The organism is Gracilibacillus sp. JCM 18860 (genome assembly GCF_055395245.1).
The window spans coordinates 2,236,275-2,258,882 of the sequence record NZ_AP043868.1 but is presented as its reverse complement, the minus strand read 5'-3'; the positions used below and the strand labels follow the sequence as shown (position 1 = coordinate 2,258,882).

21 protein-coding genes are annotated in these 22,608 nt (G+C 37.6%); 13 read left to right on the top strand and 8 right to left on the bottom strand.

The window, feature by feature from the left end:
- Positions 1–14: 14 nt before the first annotated feature.
- Entirely contained in the window at positions 15–905 is an 891-nt protein-coding gene (locus tag ACZ5R4_RS11325) for a carbohydrate ABC transporter permease (RefSeq protein ID WP_109983172.1), read from the top strand.
- 12 nt (positions 906–917) lie between these two features.
- Entirely contained in the window at positions 918–1,553 is a 636-nt protein-coding gene (locus tag ACZ5R4_RS11320) for a YesL family protein (protein WP_109983171.1), read from the top strand.
- Between the two features lie 96 nt (positions 1,554–1,649).
- On the opposite strand, the gene ACZ5R4_RS11315 is transcribed toward ACZ5R4_RS11320, so the two are convergent.
- Complete coding sequence (locus ACZ5R4_RS11315) at positions 1,650–2,465, bottom strand: SDR family NAD(P)-dependent oxidoreductase (RefSeq protein ID WP_054860122.1); 816 nt, start codon at positions 2,463–2,465, stop codon at positions 1,650–1,652.
- A 145-nt stretch (positions 2,466–2,610) separates the two neighbouring features.
- On the opposite strand from ACZ5R4_RS11315, the gene ACZ5R4_RS11310 reads away from it, so the two are divergent.
- A complete protein-coding gene (locus tag ACZ5R4_RS11310; RefSeq protein WP_054860123.1) occupies positions 2,611–3,246 on the top strand; it encodes a TetR family transcriptional regulator in 636 nt (211 codons plus the stop codon).
- A gap of 71 nt (positions 3,247–3,317) precedes the next feature.
- Here the strand turns inward: ACZ5R4_RS11310 and ACZ5R4_RS11305 are convergent, their stop codons facing one another.
- The 5 genes from ACZ5R4_RS11305 to ACZ5R4_RS11285 all read right to left on the bottom strand — a co-directional run bounded on the left by ACZ5R4_RS11305 (position 3,318) and on the right by ACZ5R4_RS11285 (position 8,341).
- A complete protein-coding gene (locus ACZ5R4_RS11305; RefSeq protein WP_109983168.1) occupies positions 3,318–4,280 on the bottom strand; it encodes a sugar phosphate isomerase/epimerase family protein in 963 nt (320 codons plus the stop codon).
- A gap of 18 nt (positions 4,281–4,298) precedes the next feature.
- Positions 4,299–5,132, bottom strand: a complete 834-nt coding sequence (locus ACZ5R4_RS11300) for a carbohydrate ABC transporter permease (RefSeq protein ID WP_109983167.1) — start codon at positions 5,130–5,132, stop codon at positions 4,299–4,301.
- Positions 5,129–6,016 carry a carbohydrate ABC transporter permease gene (locus tag ACZ5R4_RS11295; protein ID WP_109983166.1) on the bottom strand — a complete coding sequence of 296 codons (888 nt, stop codon included), beginning with the start codon at positions 6,014–6,016 and terminating at the stop codon, positions 5,129–5,131. Before ACZ5R4_RS11295 ends, ACZ5R4_RS11300 begins: the two co-directional genes overlap by 4 nt.
- A gap of 73 nt (positions 6,017–6,089) precedes the next feature.
- Entirely contained in the window at positions 6,090–7,349 is a 1,260-nt protein-coding gene (locus tag ACZ5R4_RS11290) for an ABC transporter substrate-binding protein (RefSeq protein ID WP_181397412.1), read from the bottom strand.
- The gene (locus ACZ5R4_RS11285) at positions 7,349–8,341 is read right to left on the bottom strand and encodes a Gfo/Idh/MocA family protein (RefSeq protein WP_464367317.1); all 993 of its coding nucleotides are present in this window, start codon (positions 8,339–8,341) and stop codon (positions 7,349–7,351) included. The genes ACZ5R4_RS11290 and ACZ5R4_RS11285 overlap by 1 nt, the downstream gene beginning before the upstream one ends.
- 489 nt (positions 8,342–8,830) lie before the next feature.
- Between ACZ5R4_RS11285 and ACZ5R4_RS11280 the strand changes: the two genes are divergently transcribed.
- Together ACZ5R4_RS11280 and ACZ5R4_RS11275 are read left to right on the top strand one after the other, a co-directional pair.
- Entirely contained in the window at positions 8,831–9,436 is a 606-nt protein-coding gene (locus ACZ5R4_RS11280) for a TetR/AcrR family transcriptional regulator (RefSeq protein ID WP_109983163.1), read from the top strand.
- 68 nt (positions 9,437–9,504) lie between these two features.
- Positions 9,505–10,101: a GNAT family N-acetyltransferase gene (locus tag ACZ5R4_RS11275; RefSeq protein WP_054860130.1), complete on the top strand. Its 597-nt coding sequence runs from the start codon at positions 9,505–9,507 to the stop codon at positions 10,099–10,101.
- Between the two features lie 401 nt (positions 10,102–10,502).
- Here the strand turns inward: ACZ5R4_RS11275 and ACZ5R4_RS11270 are convergent, their stop codons facing one another.
- On the bottom strand, positions 10,503–11,555 hold the full coding sequence (locus ACZ5R4_RS11270; protein WP_109983162.1) for a LacI family DNA-binding transcriptional regulator: 1,053 nt from the start codon (positions 11,553–11,555) through the stop codon (positions 10,503–10,505).
- A gap of 82 nt (positions 11,556–11,637) precedes the next feature.
- Positions 11,638–12,993, bottom strand: coding sequence for a hypothetical protein (locus ACZ5R4_RS11265; RefSeq protein ID WP_109983161.1), 1,356 nt, complete (start codon positions 12,991–12,993; stop codon positions 11,638–11,640).
- Positions 12,994–13,178: 185 nt separating this feature from the next.
- Between ACZ5R4_RS11265 and ACZ5R4_RS11260 the strand changes: the two genes are divergently transcribed.
- The 8 genes from ACZ5R4_RS11260 to ACZ5R4_RS11225 all read left to right on the top strand — a co-directional run bounded on the left by ACZ5R4_RS11260 (position 13,179) and on the right by ACZ5R4_RS11225 (position 22,597).
- Positions 13,179–14,741 (top strand): AraC family transcriptional regulator, encoded by a 1,563-nt coding sequence (locus ACZ5R4_RS11260; RefSeq protein ID WP_464367316.1) that lies wholly within the window; start codon positions 13,179–13,181, stop codon positions 14,739–14,741.
- A 128-nt stretch (positions 14,742–14,869) separates the two neighbouring features.
- A complete protein-coding gene (locus tag ACZ5R4_RS11255) occupies positions 14,870–15,838 on the top strand; it encodes an ABC transporter substrate-binding protein (protein WP_054860135.1) in 969 nt (322 codons plus the stop codon).
- A gap of 15 nt (positions 15,839–15,853) precedes the next feature.
- Positions 15,854–16,876 carry a FecCD family ABC transporter permease gene (locus tag ACZ5R4_RS11250; protein WP_464367315.1) on the top strand — a complete coding sequence of 341 codons (1,023 nt, stop codon included), beginning with the start codon at positions 15,854–15,856 and terminating at the stop codon, positions 16,874–16,876.
- Entirely contained in the window at positions 16,857–17,888 is a 1,032-nt protein-coding gene (locus tag ACZ5R4_RS11245) for a FecCD family ABC transporter permease (RefSeq protein ID WP_109983157.1), read from the top strand. Before ACZ5R4_RS11250 ends, ACZ5R4_RS11245 begins: the two co-directional genes overlap by 20 nt.
- 5 nt (positions 17,889–17,893) lie before the next feature.
- Entirely contained in the window at positions 17,894–18,694 is an 801-nt protein-coding gene (locus ACZ5R4_RS11240; RefSeq protein WP_464367314.1) for an alpha/beta hydrolase, read from the top strand.
- Between the two features lie 328 nt (positions 18,695–19,022).
- Positions 19,023–19,778, top strand: coding sequence for a DeoR family transcriptional regulator (locus ACZ5R4_RS11235; RefSeq protein ID WP_054860136.1), 756 nt, complete (start codon positions 19,023–19,025; stop codon positions 19,776–19,778).
- On the top strand, positions 19,775–20,692 hold the full coding sequence (gene pfkB / locus ACZ5R4_RS11230; protein ID WP_054860137.1) for a 1-phosphofructokinase: 918 nt from the start codon (positions 19,775–19,777) through the stop codon (positions 20,690–20,692). The genes ACZ5R4_RS11235 and pfkB overlap by 4 nt, the downstream gene beginning before the upstream one ends.
- 36 nt (positions 20,693–20,728) lie before the next feature.
- A complete protein-coding gene (locus ACZ5R4_RS11225; protein WP_464367313.1) occupies positions 20,729–22,597 on the top strand; it encodes a PTS fructose transporter subunit IIABC in 1,869 nt (622 codons plus the stop codon).
- Positions 22,598–22,608 lie beyond the last annotated feature (11 nt).

Genomic DNA, 22,608 nt, shown 5'->3' with positions numbered 1-22,608 from the left:
GGAGGGATAAGCATATGTTGCGGAGTAAATCATTATCTTCCAAAATGACAGATGCTATTTTAATAGCGATCCTAGTGATCGTTGCGATCACATGTATTTTGCCACTTTGGTATACATTATCCCTGTCACTTAGCTCAAAGACAGCTGCTGCTGCAGGAGCCGTGGCCCTGTGGCCGGTGGATTTTAATTTTGATTCCTATAAACAATTATTGCAGGATAGTCAATTTTTTAAGTCTTTTTGGATCTCGGTACAACGGGTAGTGCTTGGCGCAGGATTGAATTTCATTATTGTACCATTAATGGCTTATCCTTTATCGAAAACAGTAAAGGATTTTAGAGGTAGAAATGTGTTGATGTGGACCGTTATTTTTACGATGCTGTTTAATGGAGGGCTCATTCCACTATATATTACGATTCAGGAATATAATTTAATGAATAGTATTTGGGCATTGGTGTTAGTAGGGGGAGCACAAACGATTGTTTTTAATATTATTTTAACCATTAACTTCTTCAGAAATTTACCTAAATCATTAGAAGAAGCGGCATTAGTGGATGGGGCAGGTCCTTGGTATATTTTGTTTAAACTGTTTATCCCTTTGTCGATTCCGGTTTTGGCAACAGTTTCGCTATTTAGTATTGTGTATCACTGGAATGAATTTCTGTACGGGTTAATTTTTATGACAAGAGAGGAGTTTTACCCATTACAAACTTATATTCAACAATTAGTTGTTTCGGTTGATCCTTCTACGATGACAGAGGATCAATATAAGCGAATGAGTGAGTTATCGAATCGAACATTAGATGCTGCAAAAATATTTATTGCGATGATACCAGTACTAGTCGTCTATCCATTCTTGCAGCGTTATTTTATACATGGAATTACGTTAGGATCGGTGAAAGAGTAGGAGGGAATCTTATTGGAATCAAGTGGCATGGAAAGAATATATCGTTTAGCGGATTTTATTATGAAGCTCGCTTATTTGAATCTACTAGCCATTTTTTATACTGTCATAGGGCTATTTATCTTTGGCTTTTTTCCAGCATTAACCGCTTTATTTTATATTGTTCGAAAATGGCTAACAGGCTATAGTGACATACCCATTACAAAAAATTTCTGGTTTGCCTATAAGAAAGAGTTTGTCAGAAGTAATGTGATTGGAGCTATTCTGTTTTTATCTGGTTTGCTTCTTTTTATTAATCTTTCGATCGCAGAAGTAGTAAACGAGCCAATCATTCGTTTTAGCTATTATATCCTATTGCTTGTTACGATCTTATTTGCTTGTATGTGTCTTTACGTTTTTCCGGTATATGTACATTTTAATGGGAGTATGGTTCAAATGTTTAAAAATGCATTTTTATTCCTATTTGTTCAGCCGATCCATACGGTGTGTATGGTGGCAGGGGTTATTATTCTATATTTTATGCTTAGGTTTGTTCCAGGGTTGATTCCTTTCTTCAGTATGAGCATCTTTGCATTTATTGTGATGTTTTTTAGTTTGAGAAAGTTTGAAAGGATAGTACGAGTAGCAGATTCCGAGGTTACACAAGCTTAAGCTCACCTTATGAAAGCGCAGAATAATGGGCTCATTGTGTGAAACGTTCTTAGCACACAATGAGCCAAAAGAGAAACCTCCTATTTTAATCTTCTCTCAATATGCAAATTGTTTTCGAATAAAGTCAATAAACTCTATATCCTGTTTGCTTTTTCTTTTTTCAAGCATGAATTGTGCATCGTCTCCTAATGCATAGCGGAACTGATCTGAAGTGTCATTAGCTACACGGTATATGCCATCTGCGATATCGTCAGCTTTTGAAGCATAATTTTCGAAGCTTTCCAGCTGTTTACTTAGTACTATTTCCTGGTACTCCTGATAATCATTCTTATAATCATGTTGCAATGTTACTAAAGATCGTCCAGTAAAATCTGTATCAACATTACCGGGTTCTATCATTTTTATTTTGATATTATGTTGTGAGAGCTCATATTGTAAGGATTCTGCAAAACCTTCAAGGGACCATTTGGTAGCATGATAAAGACTTAGAAGTGGAAAACTAATTTGCCCAGCAATTGAGGAAACATTGATGATTAATCCATTGCGATTTTGTTTGAAATGAGGAAGAATCGCTTTAATGGTATTCATGACTCCGAAAACATTCACTTGAAATTGATGATAAATTTGCTTCTCTGTTGAGAATTCAAAAGGCCCAAATACAGCATATCCCGCATTGTTTAAAACTACATCGATCGAGGAAAATTCACTGATGCCTTGAGCAATTGCATGATGAATCGTTTCAGGAATGGTAACATCTAATTTTGTTACAAGGACATTTTCTTCCTGTGTCAGCTCTTTCTCCTTTTCAGGATTTCGCATTGTCGCAATCACATTCCATCCTTTTTCTGCAAAATATTTAGCAGTAGCCTTTCCTATACCAGATGAAGAACCAGTTATTAAGATTGTTTTCATTTAACTCTCCTCCTTTGTTATTTCCTATCCAGTATAAAATATATATTGAACAAAGTAAACTAAAATAGTTATATTAGTTTATTTAGTTTACATTTCTTTTTGCTAAGGTATAATGAAAATAGAACAAACGAAAGGGTTTTTCTAGATGAGAAAAAGTAGTAACTCGGATCAATTAATTGAAAAATTAAAACCAGTCATACGGAAAACTCCATATAGCCAATTAACAACAGATACCATTGCAAACTATATGGACGTTAGTAAAGCAACATTATATAAACACTTCACTTCTAGGGATGAAATTATCGAAAAAGTTGTTGTATATTATATGGACTATATTGCTGAAGAAGAGGAGAAGAATAACTCAAATGAATATGAATATATAGAAAAATTCCAAAAAATATTTGACCATTCGTTAAAAGGAGTAATTTTCGTAACAGATATATTTTTAGAGGATCTTCATGACAATTATCATCACCTCTACGAAAGGTGGCAGACAGCCATACAGAAGCGGTATACAAAACTATCGTCATTCTTCGAGAGCGGTATAGAGAAAGGAATCTTTAACAATATCAACCCTATTCTGTTCATGATTCAAGACGATAGTGTATTAAGAAAAATGTTTGAACCATCCTTTTCGGTTAGATATAATGTGACTCTGAAACAGGCAATTTTGGACTATTATCAAATGAAAAAATTTCAACTAATAGCTCCTGAATGGCTGGGTATAGCGGATGATGATCTTATTATAAAAGAGGTAGAGTTTGTTTTAAAAAAGCTATAATAAATAAAGACGATCTACAGTAACGATAAGTTCTGTAGGTCGTCTAAATCTGTTCTACTTCAGCTTGCTATTTAAGCCCACCACAATTCCTTCGCACCTTCATCAATCAGCATATCCTTAAGAAATACAACTGCCTTAGAGAAGCCCTCATCGATGCTCATCAGCCCATCCTCATGTTCAATACTAATAGCGCCATCATATCCAATAACCTGTAGGGCACTAATAATATCACGCCATACTTGCTCATCATGTCCATAACCTACGGTGCGGAAGACCCATGAACGATTGGCAATATCCTTATAGCTTTTCGTATCAAGCACTCCATTTAGTTCTGTGTTCCGTGGCTCGATCTGGGTATCCTTTGCATGAAAGTGGTAAAGCGCGTCTCCTATTTGTTTAATGCTTTGAGCAGGATTCATTCCTTGCCAGAAGTAATGACTAGGATCAAAATTCACCCCAATTTGGCCTCCACACTCTTTTCGCAACCTTATCGCTGTTTCATTATTATAGACAACAAAACCTGGATGTGGTTCAATCGCCACTCGCACATGATGTTGCTTCAATAATTCATTTTGCTCCTTCCAGTAAGGAATCACCTTTTCTCTCCATTGCCATTCCACTACATTTGAAAAATCTGTCGGCCAAGGACAGGTGATCCATACGGGATTCTTAGAATGCTCGGATTCACCAGGGCAGCCGGAAAACGTAACAACCGTATCGATATTTAATTTATTCGCCAGCTTGACTGTCGCGACAAATTTATCATGGAAGTCTTTCGCCACCTCCTTGTTAGGGTGTAAAGGATTCCCATGACAGCTTAATGCACTAATCTTTATATTCCGTTTCTCAAAAGCTTGCTTGAATGCTTCGAGCTTTTTATTATCTGCTAATAATTCGATTGGTTTGCAGTGTGCATCCCCAACAAATCCACCAGAACCAATCTCTACTGTATCAATCCCTTTTGCTTTTACATGGTCTAGCATTTCTTCTAAATTCATCTCTGAAAATAGTACGGTAAAAACACCTAGTTTCATCGTATAACCTCCATTGTGCTATTTTTCTGACCCTGCAGTGATCCCACTGACAATGTGCTTTTGGAATAATAGAAAGATAATGATAATGGGTGCTGCTGCAATAGTAGAAACAGCCATTAAGTTATCCCACTGTGTTCCGTATTGACCGATGAATTTCTGTATCCCCATTGTAAGTGGTCGTACCGCTTCATCTGTCGCAAGTGTTAAGGCAAAAATTAAATCTCCCCAAGCGAATAAAAAACTAAATGTACAAACTGTTAGAATAATAGGCTTTGTTAGTGGTAGGATAATTCTGACAAAGGCAGTAAATGTATTACAACCATCAATGACTGCCGCTTCCTCTAACCCCTTTGGAATCGCTAGAAAAAATGGCCGCATGATCACAATGGCGAATGGCAATGCTGTTGTCGTATTTCCGACAATTAATGCTAAATAACTGTTCACTAAATCAAATTTGCTAAACATAATGTAAAGCGGCATTGCCATCATAATACCTGGTATCATTTGTGTCACGAGTAAGATTAAGAGAAAGCCATTCGCCCAAGCTAGTCTAAATCGAGCTAATGCGTACGCACATGGTAATGCTAATATAAGGGTAAAGATTGCTGTTCCGGCAGCAATGATAAAAGAATTTCGAATATATGGTAATAGACTTTGATCTTTAATTAGATTATCGATGTAGGCATCGAATTTGATTGTTTCAGGAAGAATCATCGGTGGTGATGCGAATACATCTTGGATCGGTTTTATTGAAGTGGTGATCATCCAATAAATAGGGAAAAGGAAAGCTGCTGTAATAACAATTGCACAAACAAGTAATAAATATTGCTTTACACTGTACTTATTTTTCATTGTGCTTCCTCCTTTTTAATCAAGTAAAGATAAATGGAAGCAATCAATAATAAAATGATCAGAATGACTGTTGCTATAACGCCACTTTCACCAAAGCTAAAGTTTACAAATGCTAGTTCATAGCCATAGAATGGTAAAACAGTAGTAGCGTTAACCGGCCCACCACCAGTCATAATTAAAATCAGATCAAACACTTTAAATGTATAAATAATCCCCAAAACTAAAATGACTAATAATTGTGGTCTTAGCAATGGTAGTGTGATATGCCAAAATGTTTGGATTCGTTTCGCTCCATCAACCTTTGCCGCTTCATACACATCCTTTGGTAAGGATTGCATGGCAGCTAAGATTAGAATCATATTAAAAGGAATTCCTATCCAAATATTGGTAATAATGACGGCGACTAAGGCTGTATTTTTTTGCCCTAGCCAGTTAATCGGGTTATCAACAATATTTAAAGAAGTAAGGATATAGTTAAATACCCCGTAGTCGACGTCGAATAGCCATGTAAAAAGAGAGCCTGTAATTACTAATGGGGTCATCCATGCCAACAGCATAATCGAACGGAAAAAGTTCCGAAAAGGAAAATCTTGATTAAGAAAAACAGCAAGTAAATAACCGATCACTACTTGGAACACAATACAGGTGAAGGTATAAATCAACGTGTTTTTTAATGCGATTCCAAATTTGTCTGTTTGCAGGATGTTGACATAATTGTCCAGTCCAACAAACTCTGCTCCTGTTTGTAAATTCATCAGTGTTAGATTTTGGAAGCTGACAAAAATGTTATATATAATAGGATAGATCATAAAGGTTAACACAAAGACTAGGGCTGGTAGTAGGAACAGGTATTTAGGTGCCTTATTACGTAAGTGCCCGTACATGTCTAAAACCTCCTATATTCAAAAGAGGGAGCTTCACCCCTCTCTTATTACAAGTTAGAAATGAATAATGTTATCATTCTGGAAGTAATGCCTTGATCTCCTCTGCTGTACTTTCCATGATGGTATCCACCTCTTCACCAGTCATTGCACGTTGGATAGCTTCTTGTATATGGGTAGAAATCTCAGGATAATTGGTACCATAGGCTCTTGGCTTTGCCGTTTCTAATTGCTCCATAAACACTTTGACATGCTCATCCTTTGCCCACACATATTGCTCGTCTTTGGCAACATCTGCTCGACTAGGAAGTCTTCCCCCTAATTCATGCATCGGACCTAGTATCTCAGGCTTTTGTGTCCATTTAATAAACTCCCAAGCTTCATCCTGTACTTCAGAATTAGCGGTAATCGCCCAATTTTCTCCTCCAAGGATAGATGCAGTCCCAGCTTCTCCAGCAGGCATGAGGAAAACCCCCCATTCTAAGTCTGGTGAATCCTCCTCGAGCATTGGAATTTGCCAGGGTCCATTTTCCATCATGGCAGCTTTTTCTGTTTGGAATTGAACGAGTACATCGGATTGATCCCAGTTGATCATATTAGAGGAGATGATGCCATCCTCAACCATCCCTTGTATATAACTCAGCGCACTTTTAGCCTCTTCACTTCCAAAACTGTCTAAATCCGCACCAGATTGCCATAAATAAGGTAAAAATTGAAAGGTTCCTTCTTCACTTTTTACACCAGACATCGCAAATCCTTTTATATCTCCATTTGTTAGTTTGTCGGCTGTAGCTCGAAATTCTTCCCAGGTTGTCGGAACCTCTTCAATCCCGGCCTCTTCAAACATGGTTTTGTTATAATAAATTGCCAGTGCGTTACTATTGTTTGGAATGCCATAATATTTATCATCTAACATGGCAGAAGCCATTGGACCTTCAAAGTATTGATCTGCTTCACCCCATTCTTCTACTTTACTCGTTATATCTGCGAAGACACCTGCTTGAGCAAATGATTGGTGATCAGGGTTGTCAATCACAACGATATCTGGTAAATCTCCAGCTCCTAATCCTTGTAGTAATTTTGTTTTTAAATCGGCAAATGGCATGTACGTTCTTTCGAAGGTGATATTTGGATTTTCTTCTTCATATTTCTCGATCAATGCTTCTTGTTCTCTTGCACTAGATGAACCAGGCTCTAAGTAATCCCAGATTTTTATCGTTACTTGTTCCCCATTTCCTGTTCCTTCCTCATTTCCGGTTTCATTTGAATCACCGGAGCAAGCTACTAAGACAAACATCATCAGACCGACAAGTGAAAAGAATACCCAATTTTTCATCATACTTCCTCCTTAAGATTTACTTCTCTCCCGTTTTTAATGGATTCAAGTGAAGCACTTACTATTTGAAAGCTATGAATATTATCGGTTATGTCTGTAAGTGGTTTTCTGTTTTCGTCTAATGCATTGACCATTTCCGTAATGGAATAAGCCCTGTCGACAACGGGCATGTTTGGAATTGGCAATTCTTTCATGTTATCTTTTTGTATTCGTACTGGTTTGTCATCGATAAGGGCAATAATTCCTTTCTCTCCGTACAGCTTAAAATCCCCATTCCAAGACGTTTCTGGTCCACTTGTTACCCAACTAGCAAAATAATTAATAAGCACATCTTCAAACGTCATAGTGATACTAACGGTTGGTTTCCCATGGAACCAACTCCATGTTGGACGAATGCTTTTGGCATAAACCGTTGTGGCATTTTTTTCTAATAGGTAACGCATTAAGTCAAAATGATGAATGCTCATATCCTCTACGATGATTTCTTCGTAATGATCACGCCAACCACCGAATTTTGTAGCCCTTTGGAAGTTCCATTCCACGTATTCAATTTTTCCTACAAGATCCTCGGTTACTGCCTTCTTGATTGCTTGTATTTCTGGTCGGTAACGATAGTTTTGGCTGATCATGACAGAGGTGTCATACTTTTCTGCCATCTTTGTCAGCGCGATAGCATCTTCCTTTGTATGTGCGATTGGTTTTTCCATAAATACATGAAGGCCGTTTTCTAAAGCGGAGATCGCAATCTTTTTGTGTGTCTGTGGAGGTGTTATAATGACAGCTATGTCTGCATCTACTTCTTTAAAAGCTTGCTCATAATCGGAAAAAAGTTGAATAGAAGAATCCTTTAATAGCTCTTTTGCTTTTTGTTGATTGGTCTCATCGACATCTACTACTGCGACAACCTGAACTTGCTCGTGTTGATCTAAGATTTCTAACCAAGATAATCCAAACCCTCCTGTCCCAATTTGAATGATTTTCTTTTGTCCCATACGAACCACCTACTTTTGTCGGAATTTTCACATAATTGATGAACGTCAATCATTATGTCGATAAATAGAAAGAAGTGTTAGTCACTTCTTTGTCTAAAACGCAATTTGTAAGCGTTTTATTTTGTTAGTTCATATCATAAGACATAAAGTGATGAACGTCAATCATTTTTTTGCTCATAAAAATAAATTGTTAGCTTAGAAGTGGATCGAGTAGCGTAGAAAGAGGGTTGAAAAGCCCCCCCTCCATTGCGTATTCCTCTTTCCTTCTTTTGTCCACTTTATACCTAATTAACTCTATATGTCTTTTATTATGGTTCTACACTCAATAAAAGGCATCTGCAATTATTCTAGTTCCTTGATCTTTAGTATGGAAATTTGAAAGCATTTAAGTAAATAAGAAGGGCTTGAATTTTTAGTTATCTTATTCTATAATAATAAAATGAACGGTCAGTTTAAAAAATATCATTATTAGATAAAGGAGAAAAATTTATGGCTCGACCAAGAGGGCAAGGGGAAAAAACTAAGGAACTGATTGCTGAAAAGGCAAAAATTATATTTGAACAAAAAGGTTATGCTGGAACTTCAATGGAAGATATTCGGGAGTTTAGTGAGATAAGCAAAGGCAGTATCTACTATCACTTTAAAAGCAAAGAAGAGTTGTTCCTATATACAGTAGAAAAAACTTCAGAGGTTTGGAGAACAAAATGGGAAGATCATGCGAATAAGGTGGAAACGGCAACAGAAAAACTTTACCTTCTTGCAAAATACTATGCTTCGGATATGCAAAATCCTTTATCACATGCAGTTCCAGAATACATGGCCACTGAAAATATAGACAAAGTGCTCAAAAATAAGTTATTTGATTTGATAAAACCGGAATATGAAGTTTTTTATCAAATTATTGACGAGGGAATGTGCCGTAAAGAATTTAAAAGTAACCAATCCCCTGATGATTTAGCTTATATTTTATACAGTACACTTACAGGTTTAAGTATTACACAATTCGTTGGTTATAGTGATAAACAATTTCTCATGCTTTATCAGAGTGCAATAGATGTCTTCCTAAAAGGAATATTAAAAGATAGTACCCCTTAAAATAGAAGGGGTTTTAAAATAAACATTAATAAACCGAATGGTCAGTTAATTATTGGGGAGGAAATTAAATGAAAAATTATGATATTAAAGTAATACCAATGAGAGAGGCTAAAAGAGACGTATCCAGGGAGGTAGCAGCTGTTTTTGTTGATGGATATGAGAAAGACTTAACGTTTCTTTCAAACAATCGAGAGAAGTTAATAGAAGCGTTTCAGAAAATGATCTGTCAGGATGTTTTTTACTTTGCTACTCTAGAAGGAGAAATCGTTGGAATTCTTGCTTGTTCCAATAACCAGAAACGAGCAGTGACAATTGATAAAGCACTATTGAGAAAATCATTTGGCCTTATTACAGGTAGTATCGCCTATCATTTTATGAAAGATGAATTTAATAAAAAATTGCCTTATCAAGATGATACAGGTTATATTGAATGTGTTGCTACCTCAATTAAAGCTAGAGGTAAAGGTGTTTCAACTGCTTTAATGAGTTACGTATTAGAGAATGAGGATTATCATCGTTATATTCTAGAAGTGGTGGATACAAATAAGGTTGCTTATCGATTATATAAAAAATTGGGTTTTACAGAGTTTAAGCGAAAAAAAGAAAGTTTTTCAAAGATGAAAGGGTTTAAGCATAGAATTTATATGGAATTGTGTGTCACTTAAGAAAACAGAAAGAATTAAAATATCGCTTTTAACAAAATTAATTGGCGCAATTATGAAAGAGAGCAACAAGGCATTTATTGTTACACTCTTGATATACTGTACTCTGATTTATACCAATCAAAGGTGGAAAGTGTTTTTAATTGAGATAAATGAATAAGTTTATAAGGCTGTCCGTTAAAAAAGACAGCCTTTTTTATACGTTAGGAAAGTATAAAATTTCTACACAGTAGCTTTTCGACGTAGCTGGAATTTTAAGGTACCAAGTATAAGCAAAACTAGGCATTCGCCAAAGGACGAGCGAATGCGAGTTTTTCTAAAAAGCTAACCAGCTAATAGTAGCTCGTTATCTTGTTCCACTTTTGGGGCGAATGTTTAACAAGGGTATTCGTCTTTCCTTAATATTATTTGTTAGCTGTATCGAGATAATATTTTGCATTTGCTTTTGTTGCGATTTCAAGCTTCACAATATGATCGTCTACTTGACCACTTTGCTCTTCCAGCATATAATCTGTAACCTTCTGTAAGGTAATAGTAGCTTGTGCCATTGGATCCTGACAAATCGTTGCTGTCACCACACCTTTTTTCATCGAATCATAAATGGCTTGATTAATATCATGGCCGATTATGATATGCTTTGTAGACCATGACCAATAGTTCTTGATTTCACCTAGAATACCACTCGCAACATAAATGGCATCCGTCCTTTTTAACGTATCCGCTTCCTTTTCCATTACCTCTTTTATATGCTGACTATTCGTGTACGCACTTTGGCTAAAATATAGTGTTTGGATCTCAACATCTAGATCATGATCCTGAAAAAAGGCGAGAAAGCCCCTTTCCTTATGTTTCATTTGAAACGTATCTTCTAGATCTCTAATTAGAATGACACTTGTTAGATTTTCCTTGAAAAGATAAATAAGCTCCGCTGCTAAATAGCCTGCATCGAAATAATTACTCCCAACATAGGCAATTCGTTTACTGTTAGGAACGTCTGTATTGACAGTAAAGACTGGTATATTTGCTTCAATAGCTTGGTTTATTAGCTCTTCAAATGGACCAGCATCATGAGGAGCAATTGCAAATGCATCATACTTTCCCTTTTCGATCAGCTTTTCTAAATATTGAACTTGTTCATTGTTAGGAATTGTATGAATACGATGCACTTCAATATTAAAGCCAAAATCCTCATACATATAAGCGGCTTTTTTGATTTCTTTGTCTAATTCTCCCCAGAAATAATCTGGAACGACTGGTAATATAAAAGCAATATGAATCAATCGCTGTGTTGACAAAAACTTCGCTGCTCGGTTTGGTCGATAGCCTAATTCTTTTGCTTTTGCACGGACTTTGCGAACCGTTTTTTCACTAACACCTTTTCGGTTATTCAAAACACGGTCCACAGTTGCTGTTGACATACCTAATTGTTCTGCAATCATTTTTGCTGTGACTTTCATTTGAGTTCACCTGCTTTTTACTGTTTGTCTTAGCATATTATACTCCATACAAGAATGACTATTGCAAGTAAAATCAGTATCGTTAACCTAAAACGAAGTAAGCAACTAAAATCCCAACAGTACCAAAAATCAAGGAATAGATTAAGTTATAGTAGGTGATCAAGTAAGGACTTTGCCTTAGACTCATAGATGTAATCGTAACAACAAGTCCATAAGTTCCAATTGGTACGGTAGAAACCCCTGCTGTCACCAAAATAATCGCAAGACTGAGCGGATTTAGAATATCAATAAGCATTGTGCTAATACCACCTATAACCCCCATTGTAGCGACAGGATGTACACCGAACATGCTCATCAACATAAATAATACTTGAATCATGATTAATAGAACAATTGGATAGTCAGCTACTAGAATAATAGGTCTTTGAATCAAGTTTAATGCAGGTGAATCATTTAAACTACCAGTAAAAAAAGCGAGAGTAACGAATAGGACAATGAAATTATGCATGTTGTTCATACTATATTTCCACTTATTCCACCCAATTGTCCAAAAGCTTTTGCTCCTTCTGATAGCAAATGCCCAGCATGCTGCAAACGGTAAAACCAGTATCGTAACAATAAAAATAAATTCCAAATGAAACCAGTTGCCTAATAGAATAACAAGTGCTAAGAAGCTTCCCAATGCAATGATTAATTGGATTATTTTTGGTCGAATTTCACTGTTTTGCTTTTCTTTTATTGTTTGATTATCTTTAGGGTAGTCTATTTTACCAAAATATAACCTTCCCCAAACATTATCAAGAATGAACATAAAAACCGTGATCATAATCATCCACGGTAGAAGCTCCGCATATTTAACCCCTGTAATAAAAATAGATAAAGCTAGTAAGACTTCCAATGGACTCCACGGCAATGCAAGGGAATAACCACGCATTGTTGTCATCATAATAAATTTATCTGCTACTTTTTTATGGATTGGCTTCAAGTTTTCTACTAAAACATCTTGTGCAATCGTAGCAGATGAGACGTTTAAAAAGGCTGTTAGAGACATCATTGCTGTAGTGCTCCGCTGATAGAGAGCACCAAGATTCTGAACGTTTCCCCGTAATAAATTTTGTATCAGTTTATCAAATCTACCAGCTGTTACAACACTATTCATCCATGGAAGAACCGCTAATAGTGTTAGGATCGAGAGGTTTGCTTCTAGCATTGGTGGTATATCTAATAAGGCTAGGTCAGTTGTCGCAAAAAAGATTGCCCCTACGATTACAAAGGAAATACCAAGGATTTTAAAGAGTCTGGAAGCAGATCCAAAGCTTAACATAAGCATAGTAAAAGCAAGAATTCCTAGCATATAAGAAAATGTTTCACTCGGAAAAAAGACAGAAATAATATGTAAAATAAATACGAATGAAAAATAGATATAGCTATATCTCAAGTTAGATACCTTCCTTCTAGTCTGCTTCCTCTTATCATAGCAGAATAACAAGGAAGATAGCATTTAACTTGATTATCGATTCTAGTTTTATATGAAAAACATCCTAATAGATTCCGCTAACTGCCCCCTGAAGGTTTATGGTATATTGTAAATGAGAATCATTTTCAATAAAGGGAGGGTTTAGTGTGTATGAAATAAAACAGCTTGATCTGTTACCGGTGTTCGTAACACTAAAACGAGTGGAATCTATGAACTCTAACAAGCACTATCAGCTTACGCATACATGGAATCGGGATTATCTACTACTTTATTTTCCAAAGGGGAGTGGCTGGATTTCGATAAATGGGGAAAAAACAAAGATAAGCAAAAGGGAAGCATATCTTTGTAAGCCTGAAGAGACATATGCACTAACGCTAAAACCGGATATACATGCCTTTTTGTTTCATTTCAACATGAATGGGGAATTACCGCTAGAAGCCGAGAGGAAAATGGTTGTCCAGCCTGAGCAAGTCCAGAGATATTGCTATCAGTTGAACAGTATGGACCCAAACGATAATCCAATATTAGCATTACAATTACAAATACAATTTCAAAAAATGATCTATTCTATTTTAACGATGAAAAGAAAACTATCTATTTCTTTAGAGGATAGATTGATAGAAGCAAAAAAATATATTGACGAACATTTTTCAAAAAATATTCAGATTGAACATTTAGCTAGAATGGCTCAGGTGAGTGAGCATTATTTTGTTGATCGTTTCAAAAGGCAGTTTGGCCTGAGTCCTATCAAATACTTACATCATCAGAGACTAAAAAAGGCAAAAGAACTACTGATAACATTAGATTTTAAGCTGCGAGACATTGCCTCACATGTAGGGATTCAGGACGAATATTATTTCAGTAGATGGTTTAAGAAGAAGACAGGCTACGCCCCTAGTGAGTATAGACTTCGATATAAAAGAAAAATAGCAGTGAGTCAGCGGAATTATATCGGACAATTACTAGCCTTAGATATTATTCCTTATGCGGCACCATTACATCCAAAGTGGACACCTTACTATTACGAAAATTATCGAGTCGATATCCCTGTCCATTTAAGTGCTTATAAAATCAATGAAAGAAAGGATTCGAATCTCGATACACTGATTGATCTCTCTCCAGACATCATTATTTCAGATCGAAGGGATCAATTAGAAATTAGTGAAAAGCTTTCTGATCAAACGAAGGTGTTAAGCATGTATTATGGAAAGCAAACTTGGCGGGAACAACTAATGTTCATCGCAAAATATTTAGACGAGGAAAAGAAGGCAGTTGATTGGCTCAATCAATTTAATAGAAAAGTGGCCAATGTAAGAGAACAACTGCAAACTAAATACAAATCGACAACTTTTTTGTTCATTAGAAAGTTTAAACAGTCTCTTTATGTGAATTGCAATCGAACGATGTCAGAATTATTCTATGGCGAATTAGGTTTACTATCAGCGCTCGGGACAACGATCTGTGATCATGAGATATCATTAGAGGAAATTGATCAAGCAAATCCTGATCATATTCTGTTCATGATTTGCCATGAGCAAGAAACCCTACAGGACTGGCAGGAGGTAAAGATATCAGCTGAGTGGAATAGATTGAAAGCAGTCAAACATCAACATGTACACCTGATACCAACAGACCCTTGGTTTGAATATTCAGCGATTGCACATGACCGTATTCTCGATCAGTTAACAGAATGGTTATCATCGTACTAAGCGTCCTTTTACCTTAGAGGAATTTTGTCCAAATAGGAACAGGTAGATTGTCCATGGATTGGATTTCTTTTTTGTATTACCATTGAGAATGATTATTAATATCGTTATTCGAAGGGGGAAATAGATAGATGTTAAAAAAATGGATCAGTCTCATGCTACTAACACTACTTTTCACAATATTAGTGGCCTGTGGACAAGAAGAGACGCAAGAAGCAAATTCTAGTAGCGGAAAAGAAGAAGCAGAGGATACTAGTCAATCAACTGAAATAAATTATTTAGGAGAGACCTATGAAGTGCCAAAAGACCCTTCCATTGTTATTACAGGAAGTTTAGAAGCAATGGAGGATGCCTTAATGTTAGGGATAGAGCCAATCGGTGCCATTTCCGTTGGTGGTGAGTTTCCAGAATTATATCAAGAGATTGTTGGTTCAGCTGAATCGATCGGAGAAAAGCAACAGCCAAACCTAGAGAAGATTTTGGAGTTAAACCCTGACGTTATACTAAGCACAACCAAATTCCCTGAGGATGTAAGTTCAAAGCTTAATGAAATAGCAACCGTCATACCAGTATCCCACCTATCTACTGATTGGAAGGACAACCTCTTGTTAATGGGCGAGCTATCTGGAGACAAGGAAAAAGCAGAGCAAATTCTAGCTGACTATGACGAACAATTAGAAGAGATTCAAGCAAAAGCATCCGAGCAGCTACAGGATAAGACAGCGGTAGTTGTTCGAATTAGGAGTGGGAATATTATGATTTATTCTCAGAATACATTCTTTAATCCTTCCTTGTATGAGGATTTTGGTCTGGCGGTTCCATCTGTAGTCGAAGCAGCGGAAGCACAAGAAGCTATTTCGCTAGAAAAGTTTAGTGAAGTAAACCCAGACTATATTTTTGTTCAATATGCCGAGTCAGAAAATGCAGATAATCCAGAAGCACTGTCTGACTTAGAGGTCAATCCAATTTGGCAAAGCCTACAAGCAGTACAGAACGATCAAGTCTATGTGAATGTGGTAGATCCGCTTGCACAGGGCGGCACAGCTTGGAGTAAAATCGAATTTTTAAAAGCATTCAAAGAGAATGTGTTAGCAGAGTAAAAAGGGGTAGGAGCTATGCGAAAAATCAAAACCTTCATACCATTCGTCATTTTCATCATAGCTCCAGTCGTCATCATAGGCACGATGTTTTGCTCCATATTACTTGGTGCAAAAGCCATTCCAGTGGATGTGATTTGGGAGGCGATTTTCCAATTTGATGAAAAAAATGTCGATCATCAAATTATCCGTTTCTCTCGCATTCCACGAGCATTAGGTGCACTTCTTATTGGTTGTTTTTTGGCGATATCTGGTTCGATCATGCAGGGGATGACAAGAAATTATCTTGCGTCTCCTTCTATTATGGGGGTGTCTGATGGCTCCATTCTTATGATCACCTGTTGTATGATCTTTTTTCCGAATCAATCCAATATAACAATGGTGCTGTTTTCTTTCCTTGGTTCGGCAATAGCAGCAGGGGTGGTTTTTTTACTTGCATCCTCTTTGCCTGATGGCCTTAAGCCAGTGAAAATGGCCATCATCGGTACGATTATTGGAACATTTTTAAGTAGTGTAGCTACAGCGTTGGCCACCTATTTTCAAACCTCACAAAATATTAGCTTTTGGTATAATGCAAGACTCCACCAATTGGAGCCTACTTTATTAAAGGTCGTCTTGCCTTTTGCTTGTATTGGACTTTTCCTTGCGATTGCCATTTCAAAGCAAATGACGGTGTTATCCTTAGGGACAGATGTGGCCAAAGGTTTAGGACAAAGAGATCGACTGATCAAACTATTGGCAGGTTTAGCTGTAGTAATTTTGACAGGGTGTTCAGTATCACTTGCAGGAAATATCGGATTTGTCGGTTTGATCATTCCACATATTAGCCGGTTTCTTGTTGGCGTAGATTTCAAATGGACTATTCCGTTTGCCGGGTTGTTAGGCAGCGTTTTTCTTGCTTTTGCGGATATAGGAAGTCGGTTCTTAAATTATCCATTTGAGACACCAATAAGTGTAGTTACTGCCACAATAGGTGTTCCATTCTTTCTCTATCTAATTAAAAGTAGAGGAGGGGGCTCATATGCAGCAAAATCAAGCTAAAGGCCGGAAGTTTATTCGAATAAGCACCATTTTGATTCTAGGCTTTTTACTTGTTTTTTATTTTAGCTTAACCTACGGAGAGTTTTCGATGACCTTAACAGATGTAGTTCGCACTTTATTAAGGATGGATGAAAGTGATGACAATCAACTAGTCATTTTCACCTTTCGCTTGCCTCGTATTGTCATCGGTATATTAGTTGGTTTGGGACTAGGGATAGCTGGTGCCATCCTTCAAGCATTAACCCGTAATGAATTAGCAGATCCAGGAATACTAGGGATCAATGCTGGTGCGGGTGCTTCGATTGTTCTGTATATGTATACGATAAGCAAGCTCGGTATGGAAGCAGGATTCATGGCAACTTTTGCGATGCCTATATTTGGCCTGATTGGTGGGATTTTCACCGCAATATTTATTTATAGTTTTTCATGGACAAACGGGAGATTAGATTCAAATCGATTATTATTAGTTGGAATTGCAGCAGGTTCGGGATTAGGTGCCTTAACCTTATACCTTTCCTTAAAAATGGATCCACAAGATTTTGAAGCTGCAACAATGTGGATGACAGGGACAATTTGGAATGCAGACTGGCAAAAAATAATAGCCATATTGCCATGGTTTTGTCTTCTTTTACCTATTATTTTTATTCGATCAGCTAACCTAGACTTATTCTATTTAGGGGAGGATTCTGCCAAGAACGTAGGACTTGCTACAGAATGGGAGAAAAGTATTTGGCTATTCTGTAGTATTGGTTTGATCAGTGCATGTGTGGCTGTTTCTGGTAGTATCGGCTTTATCGGTCTTCTCGCACCACATATGGCAAGACGTTTGATCGGGTTACATCATAACTATGTATTAGTCATCTCTGGCTTAATTGGTATTGTCTTAGTTACCTTGGCCGATTTCATCGCAAAGACGATTTTTTCACCAGTTGAATTACCTGTAGGGGTTGTCATTGCTATTATAGGAATCCCTTATTTCATCTATTTATTAAAAAGAAGAACAGTGAGGTGAGCAAAATGAAGCAAGTCATGCTACAGGATACAGAACAATTTTGCTTAATTGCAACCAATCGTGACCAACAGACATATCAAATCTCGGTCTATGTGCCGAAGCAAATTGCGCCAGATGAAGGTTTTCCTGTTCTCTATTTATTGGATGGGAACGCTGTTTTTGGGACAGCTGTTGAAGCGGTAAGAATTCAATCACAGCGAACAGAAAAAACAAATGTGCAACCAGCAATCGTTGTCGGAATCGGTTATGAAATAGCGGATGCCTTCTCTTCGCGTCGATTTTATGATTATACAATGAACCCACCAGAGATAGATATAAGCTCACGCTGGAAAAAACACCCCCCGCCTCAGCATGGTGGTGCAGACCATTTCCTAGCTTTTATCGAAGAAGATTTAAAGCCATTTTTGTTCCGTCGTTACAATATCAATCAACAAAGGCAAACCATCTTTGGTCATTCCTTAGGAGGATTATTTGTATTACATACGTTGTTTACGAAGAATCATGCCTTTCAAAACTATATTGCTGGTAGTCCGTCCATTCACTGGAATAAAACACGTCTCAGTAAGGAGAAGAAGGCATTTTTAAAAAATGACCAACAACGATCGCTTTCCTTATTGATAGCTGTTGGTGAGCTTGAGGCGAATCATTCCACCAATATGTCAGAAAATGCACGGCAATTAGCCGAGGAATTATCGAAGGTGCCTCTTCTAGAGGTACAGTTTGAGGAGCTAGAAGAGGAGAATCATATATCTGTATTGCCTGTTTTATTGAATAAAGCGATAAAGCTAGGATTAAAAGCAAAATAGAGTAGAAAACGAGCTGTCTTATGACAGCTTCTTTTTTGTGCGTTAGGAAAGCATAAAAATTTTTACACAATAGGGTTTCAATATACTGAAAAATTTTAAAGTACCAAGGTGCCTAGTTTTCCTAAACGAATAGAGTGTCTATGATGAATAGCAGATGATTTATTTGAAATAATATCCTTGATTGTCGCAATTTGTAGCAGTAACCAAATCATAGTGCAAAAGAATCAGAACGATTTTGGTTGTTTGTGATCGTTATTGATTGACTATGATTGAAAATGATTGTATAATCTCTGTAAGCGATTAATTCATGAATTGAGGGATACCTATAATGTTAACGATCGAGCGTCAGGAGTTCATCATAGGACTATTGAAAGAGAAGGAAATCGTTTCTGTTCGTCAAATATGCGAATCAACAGGAGCATCTGAATCAACTATACGTCGCGACTTAACCGAATTAGAAAATAGACAATTAATCAAAAGGGTGCACGGCGGTGCTTCTTTATTAAAGAAAAAACGAGCAGAACCCACACTTCTAGAAAAAACCGCACAATATCAAGCGGAAAAAGAGGCGATTGCGAAAAAGGCAGTTACTTTTGTAGAGGATGGGGATTCGATTTATTTAGATGCAGGTACCTCTACCATGCAAATGATCCCGCTACTAAAAGAAAAATCCGTTGTCGTAGTTACAAATGGCATTCCACATGTTCAGCTCCTTATGGAGTATGGGATTGAGACATATGTCATTGCAGGAAAAGCAAAAAAGGGGACTGCTGCTCTGATTGGAACGAAGGCAGTTGATGCTATTAAGGAATTTCGTTTCGACAAATGCTTTCTAGGCATAAATGGCATTCATGCAAGTCAAGGGTTCACCACACCAGATCCTGAAGAAGCCAATGTTAAACAAGCTGCAATCGAGCAATCACAAGCAAGTTATATATTAGCAGATCCAACAAAATTCGGAGAAGTATCCTTTGCAAGTGTAGCAAATATTGAAATGGCCACGATCATCACAACAGATGAGATATCGACAGAACAACAAGAAAAGATAGCAAAATTAACAACTTTAGAGGTGGTGTCACTATGATTTATACTATAACCTTAAATCCTGCCATTGACTATGTCGTCAAGCTTGATGTATTAGAGCAAGGAACGATTAACAGAAGTCAAGGCGATTATAAAGAAGCAGGTGGAAAAGGTATTAACGTATCCCGCGTATTAGATCGCTTAGGCACAACAAGCACGGCTTTAGGTTTTATTGGCGGTTTTACTGGAAAATTTATCACAAATTATTTAGAAAAGGTGGGCATTGCACATGACTTTGTCTCCTTACAAGAGGACACCAGAATTAATGTAAAGCTCAAAGCTGGAAATGAAGAAACAGAAGTGAATGGAAAATCACCAGCCATTACAGAAGAAAACTATGAATCTTTTGTCAATAAGCTCAGAGGATTAACGAGTGAAGACATGGTTGTACTAGCAGGAAGTTTACCGGCCTCTCTTCCTGAGGATACTTACCATTCCATTGTAACTATGTTGAATGCCCAAGGTGTTTCCGTCATTTTAGATACAAGTGGATCGGCATTAGAGCAAGCAATCAAAGCAAGTCCGGCCTTTATAAAACCGAACAATCATGAACTAGCCGACCTATTTTCAGAAAAAATAAAAACTGATTTGGACGTTGTAAGGCTTGCTAAGAGATTACATGTGGAGAATCGAATAGATCATGTCTTAGTATCCATGGCAAAAGAAGGAGCTATTTACGTAGGAGAAGCAGGAACCTTTAAGCTAAGTGCCCCAACAGGACGAGCTGTACACTCCGTAGGTGCAGGAGACTCGTCTGTCGCAGGCTTCCTTTATAAATGGCAGAAATCTAACCATGCTGAAGAAGCTGCAAAATATGCGGTAGCTTCAGGAAGTGCCACAGCATTTTCTAAAACATTGTGTACAAAAGATGAGGTCGAGAAGTTATTAGAAGAAGTGCAAGTAACAAAGCTTTAGTTTTTAAACAGACATCTTAAGAAAGGATGAGGGGCTATGAATATCACAGAATTATTAAAAAAAGATATTATGATTTTGGATGTAGACGCAAGCTCAAAAGAAGATGTTATTCAAGCAATGGCTAATCGCTTAGACCAAGCTGGGAGATTGAATGACAAAAAATCGTTTATCCAAGCAATTTGGGAGAGAGAAAGTGGGAGTAGTACAGGGATTGGGGAAGGTGTTGCCATTCCTCATGCCAAAACAAGTGCAGTAAAAACACCTGTCATTGCCTTCGCTCGTTCGAAGGCTGGAGTAGATTTTGATTCATTAGATGCGCAGCCTGCCCATTTATTTTTTATGATTGCGGCAAGCGAAGGGGCAAATAATGATCATCTTCAAACATTGTCGAGATTATCCACTTTATTAATGGATGAAGATTTCCGCCAAAGATTGATGGAGGTAGAAACAGAGGAGCAAATCATCGAGATCATTGATGAGAAGGAAAAAGAGAAGCTAGGAAAAGAAGAAGTGTCTACTTCCACAAGTGGTCCTGAAATACTAGCTGTCACTGGTTGTCCAACAGGAATTGCTCATACGTATATGGCAGCAGATGCCTTAAAGGATAAAGCGAAAGAGCTTGGTGTAACGATCAAGGTAGAAACAAATGGCTCGGATGGAGTGAAAAATCGTTTAACAGAAGAGGATATAGCGAATGCGAAGGCGATTATCGTTGCCGCCGATACTAAGGTAGAGCTGGAACGTTTTAGTGGGAAGCAAGTGTTACAACGAGGAGTAACGGACGGTATTCGCAAGCCCGAGGAATTAATTAACACAGCAATAAACGGCGAGGCTCCTGTTTACCAAGGAGATGGAGACAGCTCCCAAGCTAGCTCAAGTGGAGCAGGAAAAGGCTTCTACAAGCACTTAATGAATGGTGTATCAAATATGCTACCATTCGTTGTCGGAGGTGGGGTATTAATCGCGATTTCCTTCTTCTTTGGTATCCACTCCGCTGAACCAGACCATGCTTCGTATAATGAATTTGCTGCTGCATTAAAAGCAATCGGTGGCGATTATGCCTTTGGTTTAATGGTAGCAGTACTAGCAGGTTTTATTGGAATGAGTATCGCAGACAGACCAGGCTTTGCTCCAGCGATGATTGGTGGTTTTATGGCCTCCATGGGTGGTGCCGGCTTTCTTGGTGGTTTAATTGCCGGTTTCTTAGGTGGTTATGTCGTGGTTCTCGTGAAAAAGCTACTAGCAGGCTTACCGAAATCATTTGATGGAATAAAGACGATTCTCTTCTATCCTGTAATCAGTGTTTTTGTTACAGGCTTACTCATGTATTTCGTTATTATTGAGCCAATTGCTTGGATTATGTCTGGGTTAGAAGGCTGGTTAGGTAGTATGACTGGTGTGAATGCCATGCTATTAGGTCTTATTCTCGGTGGGATGATGGCTGTTGATATGGGAGGCCCAATAAACAAAACAGCCTTCACATTTGGTATAGCTATGATTGAAGCAGGAAACTTTGGCCCACATGCAGCCGTAATGGCTGGTGGTATGGTGCCGCCTCTAGCATTAGCGCTAGCGACAACCTTTTTCCGCAATAAATTTACGCGAGAGGAAAGAGATGCAGGGAAGACAAACTATGCGCTAGGTGCTTTCTTTATTACAGAAGGTGCGATCCCATTCGCGGCAGCCGATCCTGGAAGAGTGATTCCTTCTCTAGTAGTTGGGTCCTCGATTGCAGGTGGATTGGCTTTATTGTTTGGAGTTGGGCTTCCAGCACCTCATGGTGGTATATTCGTTATCCCGACAGTAGAAGGTAGTTGGTTATTGTATCTTGTAGCCATTGCCATTGGAGCAATCGTATCAGCTCTAATGATCGGGTTTTGGAAAAAACCATTGAATAAAAAGTAAGGAAATAAGAG